Source organism: Ensifer sp. (genome assembly GCF_031989085.1).
GTDB lineage: Bacteria > Pseudomonadota > Alphaproteobacteria > Rhizobiales > Rhizobiaceae > Ensifer.
Genome location: NZ_DALZXU010000001.1, coordinates 948,899 through 964,006 on the forward strand (window position 1 = coordinate 948,899; position 15,108 = coordinate 964,006).

16 protein-coding genes are annotated in these 15,108 nt (G+C 63.1%); 8 read left to right on the forward strand and 8 right to left on the reverse strand.

The genetic code is table 11. The features are described 5' to 3' along the window. Nucleotides 1-7 precede the first annotated feature (7 nt). A complete protein-coding gene (betA, locus tag RTP54_RS04545) occupies nt 8-1,660 on the reverse strand; it encodes a choline dehydrogenase (protein WP_312361290.1) in 1,653 nt (550 codons plus the stop codon). A 125-nt stretch (nt 1,661-1,785) separates the two neighbouring features. Between betA and RTP54_RS04550 the strand changes: the two genes are divergently transcribed. After that, nucleotides 1,786-2,136, forward strand: coding sequence for a hypothetical protein (locus RTP54_RS04550; protein WP_312361291.1), 351 nt, complete (start codon nt 1,786-1,788; stop codon nt 2,134-2,136). Nucleotides 2,137-2,144: 8 nt separating this feature from the next. Here RTP54_RS04550 and betB read toward each other — a convergent pair whose 3' ends face one another. Genes betB through betI form a run of 3 tightly spaced genes read right to left on the reverse strand, consistent with a single transcriptional unit; the run spans nt 2,145 to nt 5,744 of the window. After that, nucleotides 2,145-3,608 (reverse strand): betaine-aldehyde dehydrogenase, encoded by a 1,464-nt coding sequence (betB, locus tag RTP54_RS04555; RefSeq protein WP_112817426.1) that lies wholly within the window; start codon nt 3,606-3,608, stop codon nt 2,145-2,147. A gap of 1 nt (nt 3,609) precedes the next feature. Continuing rightward, entirely contained in the window at nt 3,610-5,145 is a 1,536-nt protein-coding gene (gene betC, locus RTP54_RS04560; RefSeq protein ID WP_312361293.1) for a choline-sulfatase, read from the reverse strand. After that, nucleotides 5,142-5,744 carry a transcriptional regulator BetI gene (gene betI, locus RTP54_RS04565; protein ID WP_312361294.1) on the reverse strand — a complete coding sequence of 201 codons (603 nt, stop codon included), beginning with the start codon at nt 5,742-5,744 and terminating at the stop codon, nt 5,142-5,144. Before betI ends, betC begins: the two co-directional genes overlap by 4 nt. A gap of 145 nt (nt 5,745-5,889) precedes the next feature. Here betI and RTP54_RS04570 point away from each other — a divergent pair, with 145 nt between their 5' ends. Beyond that, a complete protein-coding gene (locus RTP54_RS04570) occupies nt 5,890-6,438 on the forward strand; it encodes an HdeD family acid-resistance protein (protein ID WP_112809410.1) in 549 nt (182 codons plus the stop codon). Here RTP54_RS04570 and RTP54_RS04575 read toward each other — a convergent pair. After that, the gene (locus RTP54_RS04575; protein WP_312361296.1) at nt 6,435-7,013 is read right to left on the reverse strand and encodes a TetR/AcrR family transcriptional regulator; all 579 of its coding nucleotides are present in this window, start codon (nt 7,011-7,013) and stop codon (nt 6,435-6,437) included. The genes RTP54_RS04570 and RTP54_RS04575 overlap by 4 nt on opposite strands. Before the next feature lie 88 nt (nt 7,014-7,101). Here RTP54_RS04575 and RTP54_RS04580 point away from each other — a divergent pair, with 88 nt between their 5' ends. The 4 genes from RTP54_RS04580 to RTP54_RS04595 all read left to right on the forward strand — a co-directional run bounded on the left by RTP54_RS04580 (nt 7,102) and on the right by RTP54_RS04595 (nt 11,085). Next, nucleotides 7,102-7,503 (forward strand): hypothetical protein, encoded by a 402-nt coding sequence (locus tag RTP54_RS04580; RefSeq protein ID WP_312361297.1) that lies wholly within the window; start codon nt 7,102-7,104, stop codon nt 7,501-7,503. 34 nt (nt 7,504-7,537) lie between these two features. Then, a complete protein-coding gene (locus RTP54_RS04585) occupies nt 7,538-7,975 on the forward strand; it encodes a DUF3995 domain-containing protein (protein WP_162704371.1) in 438 nt (145 codons plus the stop codon). 201 nt (nt 7,976-8,176) lie between these two features. Further along, nucleotides 8,177-9,973 carry a GGDEF domain-containing protein gene (locus RTP54_RS04590; protein ID WP_312361300.1) on the forward strand — a complete coding sequence of 599 codons (1,797 nt, stop codon included), beginning with the start codon at nt 8,177-8,179 and terminating at the stop codon, nt 9,971-9,973. Nucleotides 9,974-10,086: 113 nt separating this feature from the next. Further along, nucleotides 10,087-11,085: an NAD(P)H-quinone oxidoreductase gene (locus RTP54_RS04595; protein WP_312361301.1), complete on the forward strand. Its 999-nt coding sequence runs from the start codon at nt 10,087-10,089 to the stop codon at nt 11,083-11,085. 315 nt (nt 11,086-11,400) lie between these two features. Here RTP54_RS04595 and RTP54_RS04600 read toward each other — a convergent pair whose 3' ends face one another. Together RTP54_RS04600 and RTP54_RS04605 are read right to left on the reverse strand one after the other, a co-directional pair. Then, the gene (locus RTP54_RS04600; protein WP_312361302.1) at nt 11,401-11,880 is read right to left on the reverse strand and encodes an NUDIX domain-containing protein; all 480 of its coding nucleotides are present in this window, start codon (nt 11,878-11,880) and stop codon (nt 11,401-11,403) included. 96 nt (nt 11,881-11,976) lie between these two features. Beyond that, the gene (locus RTP54_RS04605) at nt 11,977-12,714 is read right to left on the reverse strand and encodes a DUF3750 domain-containing protein (RefSeq protein WP_312361303.1); all 738 of its coding nucleotides are present in this window, start codon (nt 12,712-12,714) and stop codon (nt 11,977-11,979) included. 72 nt (nt 12,715-12,786) lie between these two features. Here RTP54_RS04605 and RTP54_RS04610 point away from each other — a divergent pair, with 72 nt between their 5' ends. Then, complete coding sequence (locus tag RTP54_RS04610; protein WP_312361304.1) at nt 12,787-13,794, forward strand: asparaginase; 1,008 nt, start codon at nt 12,787-12,789, stop codon at nt 13,792-13,794. A 67-nt stretch (nt 13,795-13,861) separates the two neighbouring features. On the opposite strand, the gene RTP54_RS04615 is transcribed toward RTP54_RS04610, so the two are convergent. After that, nucleotides 13,862-14,614, reverse strand: coding sequence for a DeoR/GlpR family DNA-binding transcription regulator (locus RTP54_RS04615; protein WP_312361305.1), 753 nt, complete (start codon nt 14,612-14,614; stop codon nt 13,862-13,864). 93 nt (nt 14,615-14,707) lie between these two features. Between RTP54_RS04615 and RTP54_RS04620 the strand changes: the two genes are divergently transcribed. After that, nucleotides 14,708-15,079: a DUF4406 domain-containing protein gene (locus tag RTP54_RS04620; RefSeq protein WP_112817437.1), complete on the forward strand. Its 372-nt coding sequence runs from the start codon at nt 14,708-14,710 to the stop codon at nt 15,077-15,079. Nucleotides 15,080-15,108: the final 29 nt, after the last annotated feature.

Sequence of the window (15,108 nt, forward strand, 5' to 3'; positions counted from 1 at the left end):
ACCGATCCTACCTGTCGCTGATTGCCCAGCGTGGATTGATCCATGGCTCCTGGTTGGACCGGGCAAGCGGCTGCCTGCCGAGGATATGATCGGCGGCCTTTTCGCCGGTCATGATCGAGGGGCTGTTGAGGTTGCCATAGGTGACGTGCGGGAAGATCGAACTATCCGCGACGCGCAAACCGTCGACGCCGATGACCCGGGTCTCCGGGTCGACCACGGCCATCGGGTCGTCCTTGGCGCCCATCCGGCAGGTGCCGCAGGGGTGATAGGCGCTTTCCAGATGCTCGCGCAGGAAGGCGTCGATCTCGTCGTCCGTCTGCACCTTCTCGCCCGGCTGGATCTCCGGCCCGCGATACTGGTCAAAAGCCTGTTGGCCGAAGATCTCGCGGGTGAGGCGCACGCAATGGCGGAATTTCTCCCAGTCTTCCGGGTGGCTCATATAGTTGAAGCGGATCACCGGATCGGCCATCGGATCGGAGGAGCGCAGGGTAACGTTGCCGCGCGACTTCGACAGGTTGTAGCCGACATGCACCTGGAAGCCATGGCTCTTGGCCGCCGCCTTGCCGTCATAGCTGATGGCGACCGGCAGGAAGTGGTACTGTATGTCGGGTTGCCTGACACCCGGCGCCGAGCGCAGGAAGGCGCAGGCCTCGAACTGGTTGGAAGCGCCAAGCCCACCTTTCGACAGCAGCCACTGCGCGCCGGCGACGCCCTGCCAGAACCAGGGGAGCCAGGAGTAGAGCGACACCGGCTTGGTCGATACCTGCTGGAAATAGAACTCCATATGGTCCTGGAGATTGGCGCCGACGCCGGGTCGATCGACCTTGACCTCGATGCCCATGTCCTTCAGGTGCTGCGCCGGGCCGATGCCCGAGAGCATCAGCAGTTTCGGCGAGTTGAAGGAAGAGGCCGAGACGATCACCTCGCGGTTCGCCCTGACGATCTCGATCTTGCCGCCGCGCTCGATCTCGACGCCGGTCGCCCGGCCGTTCTCGATCACCACCTTGCGGGCAAAGCATCGGACCAGGGAAACATTCGGTCGCTTCATCGCCGGCCGGAGATAGGCATTGGCCGCCGACCAGCGGCGCCCCTGCCAGACGGTCTGCTCCATCAGCCCGAAGCCTTCCTGCTTGGAGCCATTGTAGTCGTCGGTAAGCTCGAAGCCCGCCTGCTTTCCGGCCTCGATGAAGGCGTGAAACAGCGGGTTTTTCACCGGCCCGCGCTTGACGTGCAGTGGCCCGTCGGTGCCGCGCCAGCCGGCCTCGCCGCCATGCGAGTGCTCCATGCGCTTGAAGTAGGGAAGCACGTCGGCATAGGCCCAGCCGCGTGCGCCGAGATCCTCCCAACGGTTGAAGTCTTCGGCATGGCCGCGCACATAGACCAGCCCGTTGATCGAGGAGGAGCCGCCGATGACCTTGCCGCGCGGCGCGGTTATACGCCGGTTGTTGAGGTTCGGCTCGGGCTCGGAGTGATAACCCCAGTTGTAGCGGTCCATGCTCATCGGCCAGGCAAGCGCTGCCGGCATCTGGATGAACGGCCCGATATCCGAGCCGCCATATTCGAGCACGAGCACGGAATTCTTGCCGTCTTCCGACAGGTGGTAGGCGAGCGCCGATCCGGCCGAGCCAGAACCGATGATGATGTAATCTGCCTGTTGCATTGGTGGTCCGTTCGATTCTTTAACTCTGCCTTGAACTTGGTGACGTGGAGAGGTTTGGACAGATTGAGGTTAAATGCAGCCTTTGATAGTTAGGATGCCTGGTCTCAATCAGAGGGATTGTTCCAATGCGATCAAGAAGCTTTAGCGACGCTATCGCGGATCGCCTGAAGCAAGTCGAAGACGAGCGCGCCAGTATTGAAGCTTTTCGGGAAAAGGCGGCAGTCAACACCGTCAACGTCTATCGCGATACACGCGACACGACCGGGCCGGTTTTGGAAATGCTTCGCGCCCGTAACAGAAGATACTTCGTCGGGTTGCTCGTTTTCATCGGAGTGGTTCCCCTTCGTGTCTTGTTTGGCCTTCCTCTCGAAATATGCCTGACGATTTCAGCAGTGCTTGGCTTTTTCTATTGGCGCCACATTGAGCGCCGCTACCGCAGATCGAAGCTTCTTCCGAAGCTCCGACACTACGATTGATTTTATCTTCAATACGGCGCCTGCACCGGCCCCATGCCGACATAGACGGTCTTCAACTCGCTGTAGTGGTTGAGGGCGGCAACCGAATTCTCGCGTCCGAAGCCGGATTGCTTGGAGCCGCCGAACGGGATCTCGACCGGGCAGAGATTGTAGGTGTTGATCCAGAGCGTGCCGGCCTCGAGCTGGTCGACCACCCGGTGGGCGCGGGTGATGTCGGCGGTGAAGACGCCGGCCGAAAGACCGAATTCGGTGGCATTGGCGCGAGCGACGACCTCCGCCTCGTCGTCGAAGTCGAGCACGCACATCACCGGCCCGAAGATTTCCTCGCGCGCGATCGTCATCTCGTCGGTGACGTCGGCAAAGACGGTCGGCTGGATATAGGTGCCGTCGGCGCTGACGGCATTCGGGATGCCACCGCCGGTGACGAGGCGCGCGCCTTCCGACTTGCCCTTTTCGATATAGGAAAAGACCTTGTCGCGCTGCGCGCCGGACACCATCGGTCCGAGCTGGGTCGCCTCGTCCATCGGGTCGCCGATGACGATCGCCTCGGTGCGGGCCTTCAGGCGATCGAGGAACGCGTCCTTGATGCCCTTCTGCACGAAGACGCGGGTGCCGTTCGAGCAGACCTGGCCGGTGGAATAGAAGTTGCCCAGCATGGCGCCGCCGATGGCGCTTTCCAGATCGGCGTCTTCGAAGACGATCAGCGGCGACTTGCCGCCGAGTTCCATCGTCACGTGCTTGAGTTCGGCGGCGGCTGCACCCGCTACCTTCTTGCCCGTCGGCACCGAGCCGGTCAGCGAAACCTTGGCGACGTCCGGATGGTTGACGAGCAGCGGGCCGGTGGTGCGATCGCCCTGGATGACGTTGTAGAGGCCCTTCGGCAGGCCGGCCTCGATCAGGATCTCGGCGATCTTCAGCGCGCCGAGCGGGGTGTTTTCCGATGGCTTGAAGACCATGGCGTTGCCGGCGGCAAGTGCCGGGGCGCCCTTCCAGCAGGCGATCTGCTGCGGATAGTTCCAGGCGCCGATACCGACGCAGACGCCGAGGGGCACGCGCTTGGTATAGGCGAAGTCGCCGCCGAGCGGGATGTAGTCGCCATTGAGCGCCGTGGCGATGACGCCGCCGAAGAACTCGAAACTGTCCGCACCCGATGTCGGGTCCGCGACGATCGTCTCCTGGATCGGCTTGCCGGTGTCGAGCGTTTCGAGCTCGGAAAGTTCGCGGTTGCGCTCGCGCATGATCTCGGCGGCGCGCTTGAGGATGCGGCCGCGGGCGGTCGGGCTCATGGCCGCCCATTCCGGCTGGGCGCGCTTAGCAGCGGCGATCGCTTTCTCGACGATGCCAGGCGTTGCCGCGTGCAGCCGGGCAATCACTTCGCCGGTCGCCGGATAGATGCTCTCGATAACGGTGCCTGAGATATCCTCGACATATTCGCCGTCGATGAAGTGCGAGGCTTGCGGTTGGGCTCTCATGTCATTCTCCTCGCGGATAGCGTTTGGATTCCTCGAGATTGTCGAGGTTCATATGGTTGCGCATGTAGCGCTCGGATGCCTTCTGCAGCGGCTGGTGATCCCATGGATAGTAGGCGCCATTCCGCAGCGCTTCGTAGACCACCCAGCGACGGGCCTGGCTTTCACGCACGGCCGCGTCGAAGGCTTCCATGTCCCAGTGGGCGGCGCACATGTCCTGGAACGCCTGCAGCGTTGCCGCCTGCACCGGCGTTTCGGGATTGGCGGCCAGGTTCTTCAGCTCCAGCGGATCGGCTTCGAGATCGTAAAGCTGATCCGGGTCGAGCGCGCAGTGGATGTATTTCCACTTGCCCTCGCGAATGGCGACCAGCGGTGCGTAGGAGGCTTCGGCCGCATATTCCATCAGTACCGGCTCGGTTCGTTCCTCGCCGTTGATGAGGGGCACCAGGCTGACGCCGTCCGTCCACGGCTTCACCGCGTCCATGGAGATGCCGGCGAGGTCGCAAAGCGTCGGCGTCACGTCGAGGTTCGACGTCGGTGCCAGGTGCAGGCCGGGTGCCACGCCCGGACCGGCCACCATCAGCGGCACGCGGGCCGAGCCCTCGAAGAAGTTCATCTTGAACCACAGGCCGCGCTCGCCCAGCATGTCGCCATGGTCCGAGCAGAACAGGATCAGCGTGTTGTCGAGCATCCGGGTGCGCGTCAGCGTGTCCAGGAGCTCGCCGACCTTCTCGTCGAGATACGAAATATTGGCGAAATAGGCGCGACGCGAGCGGCGGATATTGTCTTCTGTGAGGTCGAAATTGCCGTAGTCGCAGGAGTGCATGATCCGCTTGGAATGCGGGTCCTGCTCTTCCTCCGCCAGCATGCCGACTTCGGGCAGAAGATGGGCGCAGTCCTCGTAGAGATCCCAGAATTTTTTGCGCGCGACATAGGGGTCGTGCGGATGGGTGAAGGATACGGTGAGGCACCACGGGCGGCGGCCGGCATCGTCGTTTTCGCGCGACAGCTGGTAGAGCTTCTGGTTGGCGAGGAAGACGACTTCGTCGTCATATTCCATCTGGTTGGTGATCTCGGCGGTGCCCGCTCCGGTGACCGAGCCGAGATTGTGATACCACCAGTCGATGCGTTCGCCCGGCTTGCGATAGTCCGGCGTCCAGCCGAAGTCGGCGGGATAGATGTCGGTCGTCAGTCGCTCCTCGAAGCCGTGCAACTGGTCCGGTCCGACGAAATGCATCTTGCCCGACAATGCGGTGTAGTAGCCGGCGCGGCGCAGGTGATGGGCATAGGTCGGGATCGACGACTGGTATTCGGCGGCGTTGTCGTAGACGCGGGTGCGGCTCGGCAATTGCCCGGCCATGAACGAGGCGCGGGCCGGCGCGCAGAGCGGCGACGACGTGTAGTTGTTGCGAAAGCGGGCGGAGCGCGCGGCAAGCGCCTTCATGTTCGGTGCATGCAGGAATTCCGCCGGGCCGTCGGGAAAGAACTTCCCGTTCAGCTGGTCGACCATGATGATCAGGATATTCGGTCTGGCGGTCATATGGCCCGTCCTTGGCGGTGGAGCTGGTCGAGGTGCGAGGTGACGTAGTCTTCCGTCAGCGCGATCGAGGCTTCGATGCCGATCGGCGCGGAGCGCAGACTCTGGCGGATGTAAAGCCCGTCGATCATCGCAGCAGCGCCTTCGGCAATGCGTTCCGCGTCATCCGTGGGGCAAAGGACTTTCAAGCTCGCCATCAGGTTTGAGCGCAACCGCCGGGCATAGACGACGAGGAAGCGGCGCACGTCCTCCGAGCGCTGCGCTTCGGAATAGAAGGCGAGCCAGGCGGCGATGGTGTCGGGCGCAAACTGGCTTGCCTGGAACGACACCCTGATCAGGGCGCTCAGTTTTTCGCGCGGCGTTGCCGCCGCATTGAGCGCCGTCACCGTATCGTCGCGCAGCTGCCTTAGAAGGCTGCGCACGGTCTCGATCAGCAATTGCTCCTTGCTGCCGAAATAGTGATGGGCAAGGGCAGGGGAGACGCCGGCGCGGCGGGCAATGTCTGACATGGTGACGGCAAGCGTGCCCTGATCGCCGATCACGCGCAGCGCCGCATCCACCAGCGCCTTGCGGCGCACCGGTTCCATTCCGACCTTGGGCATCCGTCTCTCCCTTGACGATTGCAAGTTTATTTTTGATTGACTCATCAATCAATAAAAATCTGCGATGTTTTTCCTTTCTTTTTGCCGAGAAATCCGGCTCAATCCGGTGGTGGCGTTCAGGATAATCGAAGAACTGGAGGTTGAAATGACCTATGCATTCGATCCGGCAGGCAAGGCGGCGGTTGCCGGAAAATGGGGATGGTTCGTCGCACTCGGCGTGCTCTTGATCATGTGCGGCGGTCTTGCCTTCGGCAACCTGCTGATGGCGACGGTGGCCTCGGTCTATTATGTCGGGCTGATCATGCTGATCGGCGGCCTGTTCAATCTCGCCCATGCTTTCCAGGTCAAGGGCTGGGACAGCGTGCTCTATTGGGTCTTGAGCGGTGCCTGCTACGCGATTGCCGGGCTCTTCGCCTTCATCAATCCGGTGCTGGCCTCGTCCGTGCTAACCTTCCTGATGGCGATCGCGCTCGTTGTCGCCGGGTGCTTCCGCATCTGGGTCAGCTTCAAGCTGAGGCCGATCCAGGGCTGGGGATGGGTCGCGCTCGGTGGTCTGGTGACGCTGGTCGCCGGACTGATCATCGCCGCCGGCTGGCCGGTCAACAGCCTTTGGATCCTCGGCCTGTTCCTGGCGGTCGACCTGGTGATGCAGGGCCTGTCGCTGATTGCCTTCGGGGTTCTGGCAAAAGGCTAGACGCCCCGCCGGCTCTCGCCCTCAAGAAGCGCCGAAAGCAGCGCATGCATTTCGGCGCGCAGATCGACAAGCTCGCCGGAGGCGAGCGCCTCCAGGCCGATCAGGCCGCCGTAAAGAATATTGGCGCCGCTTCGGCTTGATGCGGGGGAGTGGCCGCACCGCGCAAGCAGTAAGGCGACATAGGCGAGCCGTTGCTCGTCCACCGCCTTCAGCACCGCTGCGGCAGCGCCGTCGTAGCGCGCCCACTCCCGGATTGCGCCTTCCGCTGGCACGCCGCCATAGGCGAGATTGCGGTCCCCGGTCGCCTCGTCGACCAGCCGTCTCAAGCGTTCCTGTCCCGAGCCGCCCGCGCCCTCGACATCGGCGATGATCGCGTCCGTGGCCTGTCCGGCCCAATGGGCGAGCATCTGTGCCTTCAGATCCGGCACGTCCTTGAAATGCCAGTAGAAGGAGCCCTTGCTGACCTTGAGGTCGCGGGCGATCGCTTCGGCGCGGATCGCCTGCACACCGCCTGAAGACAGTGCGCGGAAGCCGGCCCTGATCCAGTCGTCACTCGAAAGTGTTGCCTTTGTCATCATGTCGCACCCATACGCCACCGTATTGACTGGCGCAAGCCGCGCCGGTACATACGCTGACGTATGGTGGATTTTGGGAGACGACATCATGAATCTCTGGCTTCTTTCGGCCGCCGCCCTTTCCTTGGTGACAACAGGCGTTCACGTGCTGGCGGGCGGGCCCGACGTGCACGATCCCTTGCTGGCGCTCGATATGCCGCCGATACTCAAGGTCTATGTCTCGTTGCTCTGGCACGCGTCATCGGCGGTTCTTGCCGTCAACAGCATCGCATTGCTGTGGGCGTCGATCCGCCGCCGCCACCGCGAGGCGCTCGCCGCGGCAGTCGTGGCGCAATATCTCGCCTATGCCGGTCTCTTCATGGGTTACGGGCTCGCCTATGTCGGCAGCCTTTGGCAGACGCCGCAATGGGTGGTCTTTCTGTTGATTTCGGCGCTCGCGCTTCTGAGCCTGCGTCCGGCGCATTCACGGCCCGACACCTCGGCCGCCTGAACATGGCCGCCCAAACCTTTGATGGAGCATGACGATGGCGACGCTTGCGCTGGCATGGGCAATCTGCCTTGTTCTCACGGGCGTTGCAGCCCTTCACGCCTATTGGGCCCGGGGCGGGCTCTGGCCGGGTCGCGATGAAGCGTCCCTGTCAAGAGCCGTCATCGGCGCGCGCGGACTGGAGGTGATGCCGCCGGCCGGGTTGACGGTAGCAGTCGCGATCCTGATCTTCGTTGCAGGCCTGTTTCCGTTGATGTTCGTTTTCGGCCCACCCCTGGGTTTGCCGACGAACCTCATCAGGATCGGGATGGCGACGCTCGCCTTCATCTTCCTCGCGCGTGGCGTCTTGCCCTTCACCCGTCTCTTCCGCAGCCGCCACCCGCAAGAGCCATTCGCCACGCTCGACCGCCGCCTTTACGGGCCGCTGTGCCTGCTGATCGGTGCCGCCTATGTCGTCGTTCTCGCGACGGCCTGAACTCGCCGTCCGCGCGTTCTCCGCAAGTTCGCAAAGCCTGATGAAATTGCTGATTTCATTAGGGAGTTCGACAATGCTCAGTGCTGGCGACGATGTCATGTAGCTTTCATCAAAGCTTCATATTGGGGAAAGACTTCGTTGACCGTTGGCCACCATTCTGCGGCCGTCCGATCGTTCGTTCTCAAGTCTTTGGAGCCCGGCATGTCCGCCGCCCCCGCCGAATTTCTCTCGCTTCGCCGGTTCGGCGACGACCAGATCGTAACGCTTGCAAAGCTTGTGATCGAAAGCGCCTTCCAGCCGATCGTCGAAGCGGCGACTGGCGCCGTCTTCGGCTACGAATCGCTGATGCGCGGCTTTCAGAAGCTCGGCTTTGCTTCGCCGTTGGAACTGCTCGACAAGGCGGAAGAGGCGGGGCAGCTGCTGGCGCTCGAACACATGGTCAGCAGCCGGGCTGTCGCCGCCTTCGCGACCTTGCCGGAATTTTCTACCCGCACCCTGTTCCTGAATTTCGATTCCCGCCTGGTCGGCGGTGAAAACGCCATCGTCGAGCGCCTCGTCAATCACCTGAAGCGCGCCAACATCGCGCCTTCGTCCTTGTGCTTCGAGCTGTCGGAGCGTTTCGACAGCGGCAAGATGCCGGATTTCTCGGCGCTCGTGCGAGAGCTCCGCCTTGCCGGCTTCAAGCTCGCCATCGACGATTTCGGCGCCGGCTTCAATGGCCTCAAACTGCTCTGCGACCAGCCCGTCGACTACGTGAAGATCGACCGGTACTTCGTTTCCGGTATCGATGCCGATGCCCGCAAACGCCATCTCGTGCGCCACACCGTCAACACCGCCCATGTGCTCGGCACCCGCGTGATTGTCGAAGGCGTGGAAACCGAAGCGGAGTTCCAGACCTGCCGCGATCTCGGCTGCGACCTCGTCCAGGGCTATTTCATCGCCCGGCCGACGACGCACCTGAGCGAATTGCAACCGGCCTATCCGCATCTCGCCTTGAACGGCGGCGGTCACCGCTCGTCGGCCACGCTCGACAGCATTCTCATCCGCAAGCAGATCGAGCAGTTGCCGGCGGTACGCGAAAGCGACGAACTCGAATCCGCCTTCGATCTCTTCCGGCTCAATCCGCGCCAGGCGTTCTTTCCGGTGCTCAACGCCAATGGCGAGCCGCGCGGCATTCTGCACGAGTATCACGTCAAGGAGCTGATCTATCACCCGTTCGGCCGCGATCTCCTGAAGAACCGGCTCTACCAGCGCCGAATCTCGCATTTTGCGAGCCCGGCGCCGATCGCCGATCTCGACACGCCGGCCGACGAGATGTTGAAGATCTTTGCCGGCATGGACGGCAGTGACTGCGTGATCCTGACCGAGAACATGCGCTATTCCGGCATCCTGTCGGCATCCTCACTGTTGAAGATCATCAACGAGAAGCAGTTGAAGACGGCGCAGGAACAGAACCCGCTGACCGGGTTGCCCGGCAATCGCGCCATCCGCGATTACGTCCAGGATGCGATCCTCGACGGCGACCAGCCGCGCTACTTCTGCTACTGCGACTTCGACAATTTCAAGCCGTTCAATGACACCTACGGCTTCCAGAAGGGCGACCTGGCGATCTCGCTGTTTGCGGCCTTGCTCAGGCGGCACTTCATCGGCGAGGAGAAATTCCTCGGCCATGTCGGCGGCGACGATTTCTTCATTGGCATCAGCGGTTGTTCCGTCGACGATCTGCAACTCGTCCTTCAGCGCCTGCTTGACGATTTCGCCACCGATGTGCGCCAGCTCTACCTGCCGGAACACCAGGCGGCGGGACAGATCCACGGCCATGGCCGCGACGGCACGGCGAGGGATTTTCCGCTGATGCGCTGTTCGATTGCCGTGCTCGGATTGCCGGAAGGTTTCGTCTACTCGGACGGCCAGGCCGTCAGCGCCCGCATCGCCGAAATCAAGTCGCGCGCCAAGGCCAGCCCCGACGGTCTGGTTCTGGAGGCGCTGGGCGTCTGACGGCGGATGGCCCGTCGCTGATTGGCGCGGCGGCGCGGCCGGATCAATATCGGTCTTTTCGGAGCCGACGTCCGGCGCTAGGTATGGGGCTTCAGACATCTCGAGGTTTAGCCATGCCCATGCCGACTGAAATGACCTACGTCGACCTTGCCTCCCCCGGTGGCCCGGAAAACATGGCGCTCGCGAAGGGGCCGCTGCCGACGCTCAAACCCGGCGACATTCTGCTGCGCGTCAAAGCCGCCGGCATCAACCGGCCCGACGTGCTCCAGCGCAAGGGCGATTATCCGCCGCCGCCCGGCGCAAGCCCCGTTCTCGGGCTGGAAGTTGCCGGCGAGATCGTGGCGGTCAGTGAGGGCACGCAAGGTTTTGCCGTCGGCGACAAGGTCTGCGCACTCGCCAATGGTGGTGGCTATGCCGAATATGCGGCGGTACCGGCAACGCAGGCGCTGGCCTGGCCGAAAGGCTATGACGCGGTGAGGGCGGCGGCGCTGCCGGAAACCTTCTTCACCGTCTGGGCCAATGTCTTCGACATGGCGGGGCTGAAGGCTGGGGAGACGATCCTCATCCACGGCGGATCGAGCGGCATCGGCACGACCGCGATCCAGCTGGCAAGGGCATTCGGGGCGGAGGTCTTCGTCACCGCCGGCAGCACTGACAAATGCCGGGCTTGCGAGGCGCTCGGCGCAAAACGCGCGATCAACTACCGCGATGAGGACTTCAAGTCCGTCGTGCTCGAGCAAACCGGCGGTCGCGGTGTCGACGTCATTCTTGACATGGTCGGCGGCCGCTATTTCGATCGCAACATCGGATCGCTTGCCAAGGATGGCCGGCTGTCGATCATTGCGTTCCTGGGCGGAGCAAAGGTCGAGGCGGCGAACATCGCGCCGATCCTGACGAAGCGCCTGCATGTCATGGGCTCGGCGCTCCGCCCGCGCACGGGCGCAGAGAAACAGGCGATCCGCGACGGATTGGTGGCGAAGGTCTGGCCGTTGCTGGAGGCGGGCAAGGTGGCGCCGGTCATCCATGCGGTGCTGCCGCTCGAAAAGGTCGCGGACGGACATCGGATGATGGAAGAGGGCGACCATATTGGCAAGATCATCATGACCATGTGATGCGGTCGTAACCTTCCGCCATGACCTCCCTCGTCAGAACGGCCTTTGCATTACGACCTTCGTCGACCTTGCAATCCCGCAGAAATCACCTACCTTGAATTTATCGGTAACGAACAGAAAGGAAGGTGATCCAATGTCTAATGAGATTTCGGTCGTCGTGACAGGCATGGGAGAGGTGAACACGTCGAGGCAACCTTCGACCTGATCCCCGCCTTCCTTCGGGTCCCAAACCCGGGCCAGCCACTTGGCCAAAACTCATGGAAGGGTCGCCTCGCGCGGCCCTTTTCCATTTTCAGCGCGCCGCATCTTGTCCCCTCAGCGTTCGGCGGTGGCGGCCTCTCGGATCAGCAGCCAGGCGCTCGGTTCGTTGTCGACGAACTCCTCACGAATGTGCTTCAGGACCTTGCGTTGACCGGCAAAGGGCACCATTCGGATTGCATCCTCAAACGTCAGCCATTTGAATTCGCTGTGTTCCGCATTGAGCGTTACGGTCGCGCCCGGTGATACGTAACCGACAAAGACTGGCAACAGGCTGATGGCGTCGCGGTCGGCCTCGTAGAATTGTTCGCAGATATCGGCGGAATAGAAGCGACTGGGCTTGAGCCCGGCTTCTTCCTCAACCTCGCGCAGCGCCGCGTGCCGGGCGGTCTCGCCCGCCTCGATCGCGCCGGCGATCTGGCACCATTCTCCGGCCAGCGATCCGTTGCGGCGCAGGAGAAGAACCTCGTGCGTGCCGCCAGCTTCGCGCAGGATGACGACGGAGACGGCGAAGCTCCGGATCGGGATTTCATGCATGGGGCGGTCCTCGTCGCAATGGCGGCGGGACCATGTATTGTCTCCTTCCGAACTTCAAATGCATTGTGGACCGGTGCGGGCCCGCGCTGTGGCCGGTCAGATGCCGAAACGCCCGAGCGCCGGGATCTTGATGCCCGGATTGGCGATGTCGATGCCGGCGACCAGACCGAAGAAATGCAGCTCCAGGCCGCTGCGCATGCCCGCCGAAATGCCCGCGATCCCGTAAAGGGTCGCATGCAGGTCACGCCCGTCGGCGTCGATCTGGAGCAGCTTTCCTTCCGGCAGATAGTCGCGCCCGACCGCATCCGGTGGCAGGACCGCATTCAGTTCCGGCACCGAACGCAGCACATGGGCAACGAAGGTGTTGGAGTTCGGCCCCGGCCAGATCCTGTAGCCGCCGGCGGACGAATAGGGGTAGGCGGCGATCGCCGCTTCGATCTTCGGGATCAGCCTGTCCGCTTCGGCCCCTTTCGCGGTCGCGACCAGCCTCGGCTCGTTCGAATACCAGCGGGCATCCGCCGGATAGCCGTTCCTGCGGATCGGCTTGCCCCACCCGACCTTGTCGTAGCGGTTGTAGGCTGCGGCCCCCTGTTCCTTGGTGACGATCCAGGCGTGGCTGGCGACCGCACCTTTCAGTCCGCCGGTGGTGGCGGAGAAGATGTAGACGGCCGCATCCGGGCTTTGCGCCGGCTTCGGCAGGATGCCTGCCGACGACCAGTCTGCGTCGCGCCAGCTCTGCGGGCGTTCCTTCATGTACCACCATCCGGCCGATGCAAGTGCCGGCAGAAGGTAGATCACCAGAAAGGCGGCAACGAGCCTGCGGACGAATTTCATGGATGCCCCGGTTTCCTGTCGTTCGATTCCTGCTAAATGCATGCACCAATCTAGGAAATTTGAGGGCAAGGCATGTCGAATCCCGTTCTCGTCGAAGTCACGCGCGGAAATCTGGTCGAAAGCCGCCACCGCGGCCTGGTTATTGCCGTCGACGCCGACGGCCGGACGATCTTTTCGCTGGGGGATACCGAGAGCGGCGTGTTCCCGCGCTCGGCCTGCAAGGCGATGCAGGCGCTGCCGTTGATGGAAAGCGGCGCGGCCGACGCCTACGGCTTCGGCAACAAGGAGCTGGCGCTTGCCTGCTCCTCTCACTCGGGCGAGCCGGAGCACGTGGCGCTTGCCGCAAAGATGCTGGCCGCTGCCGGCCGCGACCTCTCTGCGCTCGAATGCGGCGCCCACTGGTCGTCCGACCAGAAGACGCTGATCGGCCAGGCGCGCTCGATGGAAGCGCCGACAGCGCTTCACAACAATTGCTCAGGCAAACATTCCGGCTTCATCTGTGCCTGCTGCCACTCCGGCACGGAGGTCAAGGGCTATGTCGGCTATGAGCATCCGCTGCAGCAGGAAATCCGCGGTGTTATGGAAAGCCTGACCGGTGGTGTCCTCGGCCGCGACAATTGCGGCGTCGATGGTTGCTCGATCCCGACCTATGCGGTGCCGCTGAAGGGGCTTGCGCATGGCTTCGCCAAGATGGCCACCGGCGTCGGCCTTGCGCCGGAGCGTGCCCGCGCATCGAAGCGGTTGATCGAGGCCTGCATGGCCGAGCCCTTCTACGTCGCCGGCACCAAGCGCGGCTGCACGCGGCTGATGGAAACGGCGCCCGGTCGGATCTTTGCCAAGACCGGAGCGGAAGGCGTGTTCTGCGCCGCGATCCCGGAAAAGGGCATCGCCATATCGGTCAAATGCGAAGACGGCGCCACCCGCGCGGCCGAGGCGATGGTGACGGCCACGCTTGCCCGCTTTTTCCGCGACGAGCCAGAGGTGCAGGCGGCGCTGATGGCGCAGGCCAACCACACCATGAAGAACTGGAACGGCATCCCGGTCGGCGACGTCAGGGTGACGGACGCTTTCGCGGCCTGAAACCTGCAGGTCTGGCAACATGCGGGCAGGACATTGCTCGCGTTGCGCAGCCAATGCTGTTCCACCCTCAGGCGGGCAGTAGCGTGACGCCCTTGTCACGGTAGGGTTCGAGCGCGCCGTCGTCCATGTCTGCCTCCACGATCAGGCCGGCAATATCCTGTGGGCTCGCCACGCGATGCGGCGAAGCCGCGCCGAATTTCGATGCCGTCGCAATGACGAAGGCCTCGGCTGACTGGGCGAGGATGGCGCGCTTGACGGTTGCCTCCTCGTAGTCTCCGGTCGAAAAGCCGTGGGCCGGATGGATCGCGGTAACGCCGAGAAAGAAGACGTCGATGCGAATGGCCGCAATCGCCGCCACTGTGGCCGCCCCCGTCGCTACCATCGAGTGCTTGTAAAGCCGGCCGCCAATCACGATCACCTCGGCCTCATGTCTCTCCAGTTCGGCGGCGATCGTCGGGCTGTGGGTGACGACGGTCAGCCGCATGTCGCGCGGCAGCGCCCGGGCGATCTCGGCGTTGCTGGTGCCGCCGTCGAGAAAGATCGTTTGCCCCGATGACACGAGCCCGGCCGCCTTCTGGCCCAGACGTCGCTTGACGTCGCCCCCGATCGCCAGTCGTTCGGCAAAGTCCGGCAGGGGCGGGACCAGCGGCAGTGCGCCGCCATGGACCCGCTGCAGCAATCCCTCTGCCGCCATCTCGCGGAGGTCGCGGCGGATCGTATCTTCGGAAAGCTGCAGCTCATCGGCCAGTCGCTTGGCGACGATTTCACCATCACGGTTCAGTCGCGCCGAAATCAGAGCCCGTCTCTGTGTGGTCAGCATTCTTTCACTCCTTGACTCTTCACGATATTGCACGAATTATCATGAATATTCCAGAAATATCTGGATGTATCGTGCAATAGTGAGGAGAAAATCATGCTGATTTTGATCGCGGGGCCATACCGCTCCGGTACGGGCGACGATCCGGCCAAGATGGCGGACAATCTGAAACGGCTGGAAGAGCCATCCTATGCTCTGTTCAGGGCCGGGCACGTGCCGATGATCGGGGAGTGGGTGGCGTTGCCGGTCTGGCGCGCGGCCGGCGGTGCGAGGATCGGCGACGACCTTTACGAAGAGATCTTCCATCCCGTCGCAGGACGGCTGCTGTCGCTCTGCGACGCCGTGCTGCGTCTGCCGGGCGAAAGCAAGGGGGCGGACAACGATGTGCGCATCGCCAACGAGCGCGGCATCCCGGTCTATTACAGCCTGCAGGATGTTCCCGGTTGCGGCGAGGCGCGGGTCGCCTGAATGGAGGCGGTCCCGGCGGTCAAGGCCGA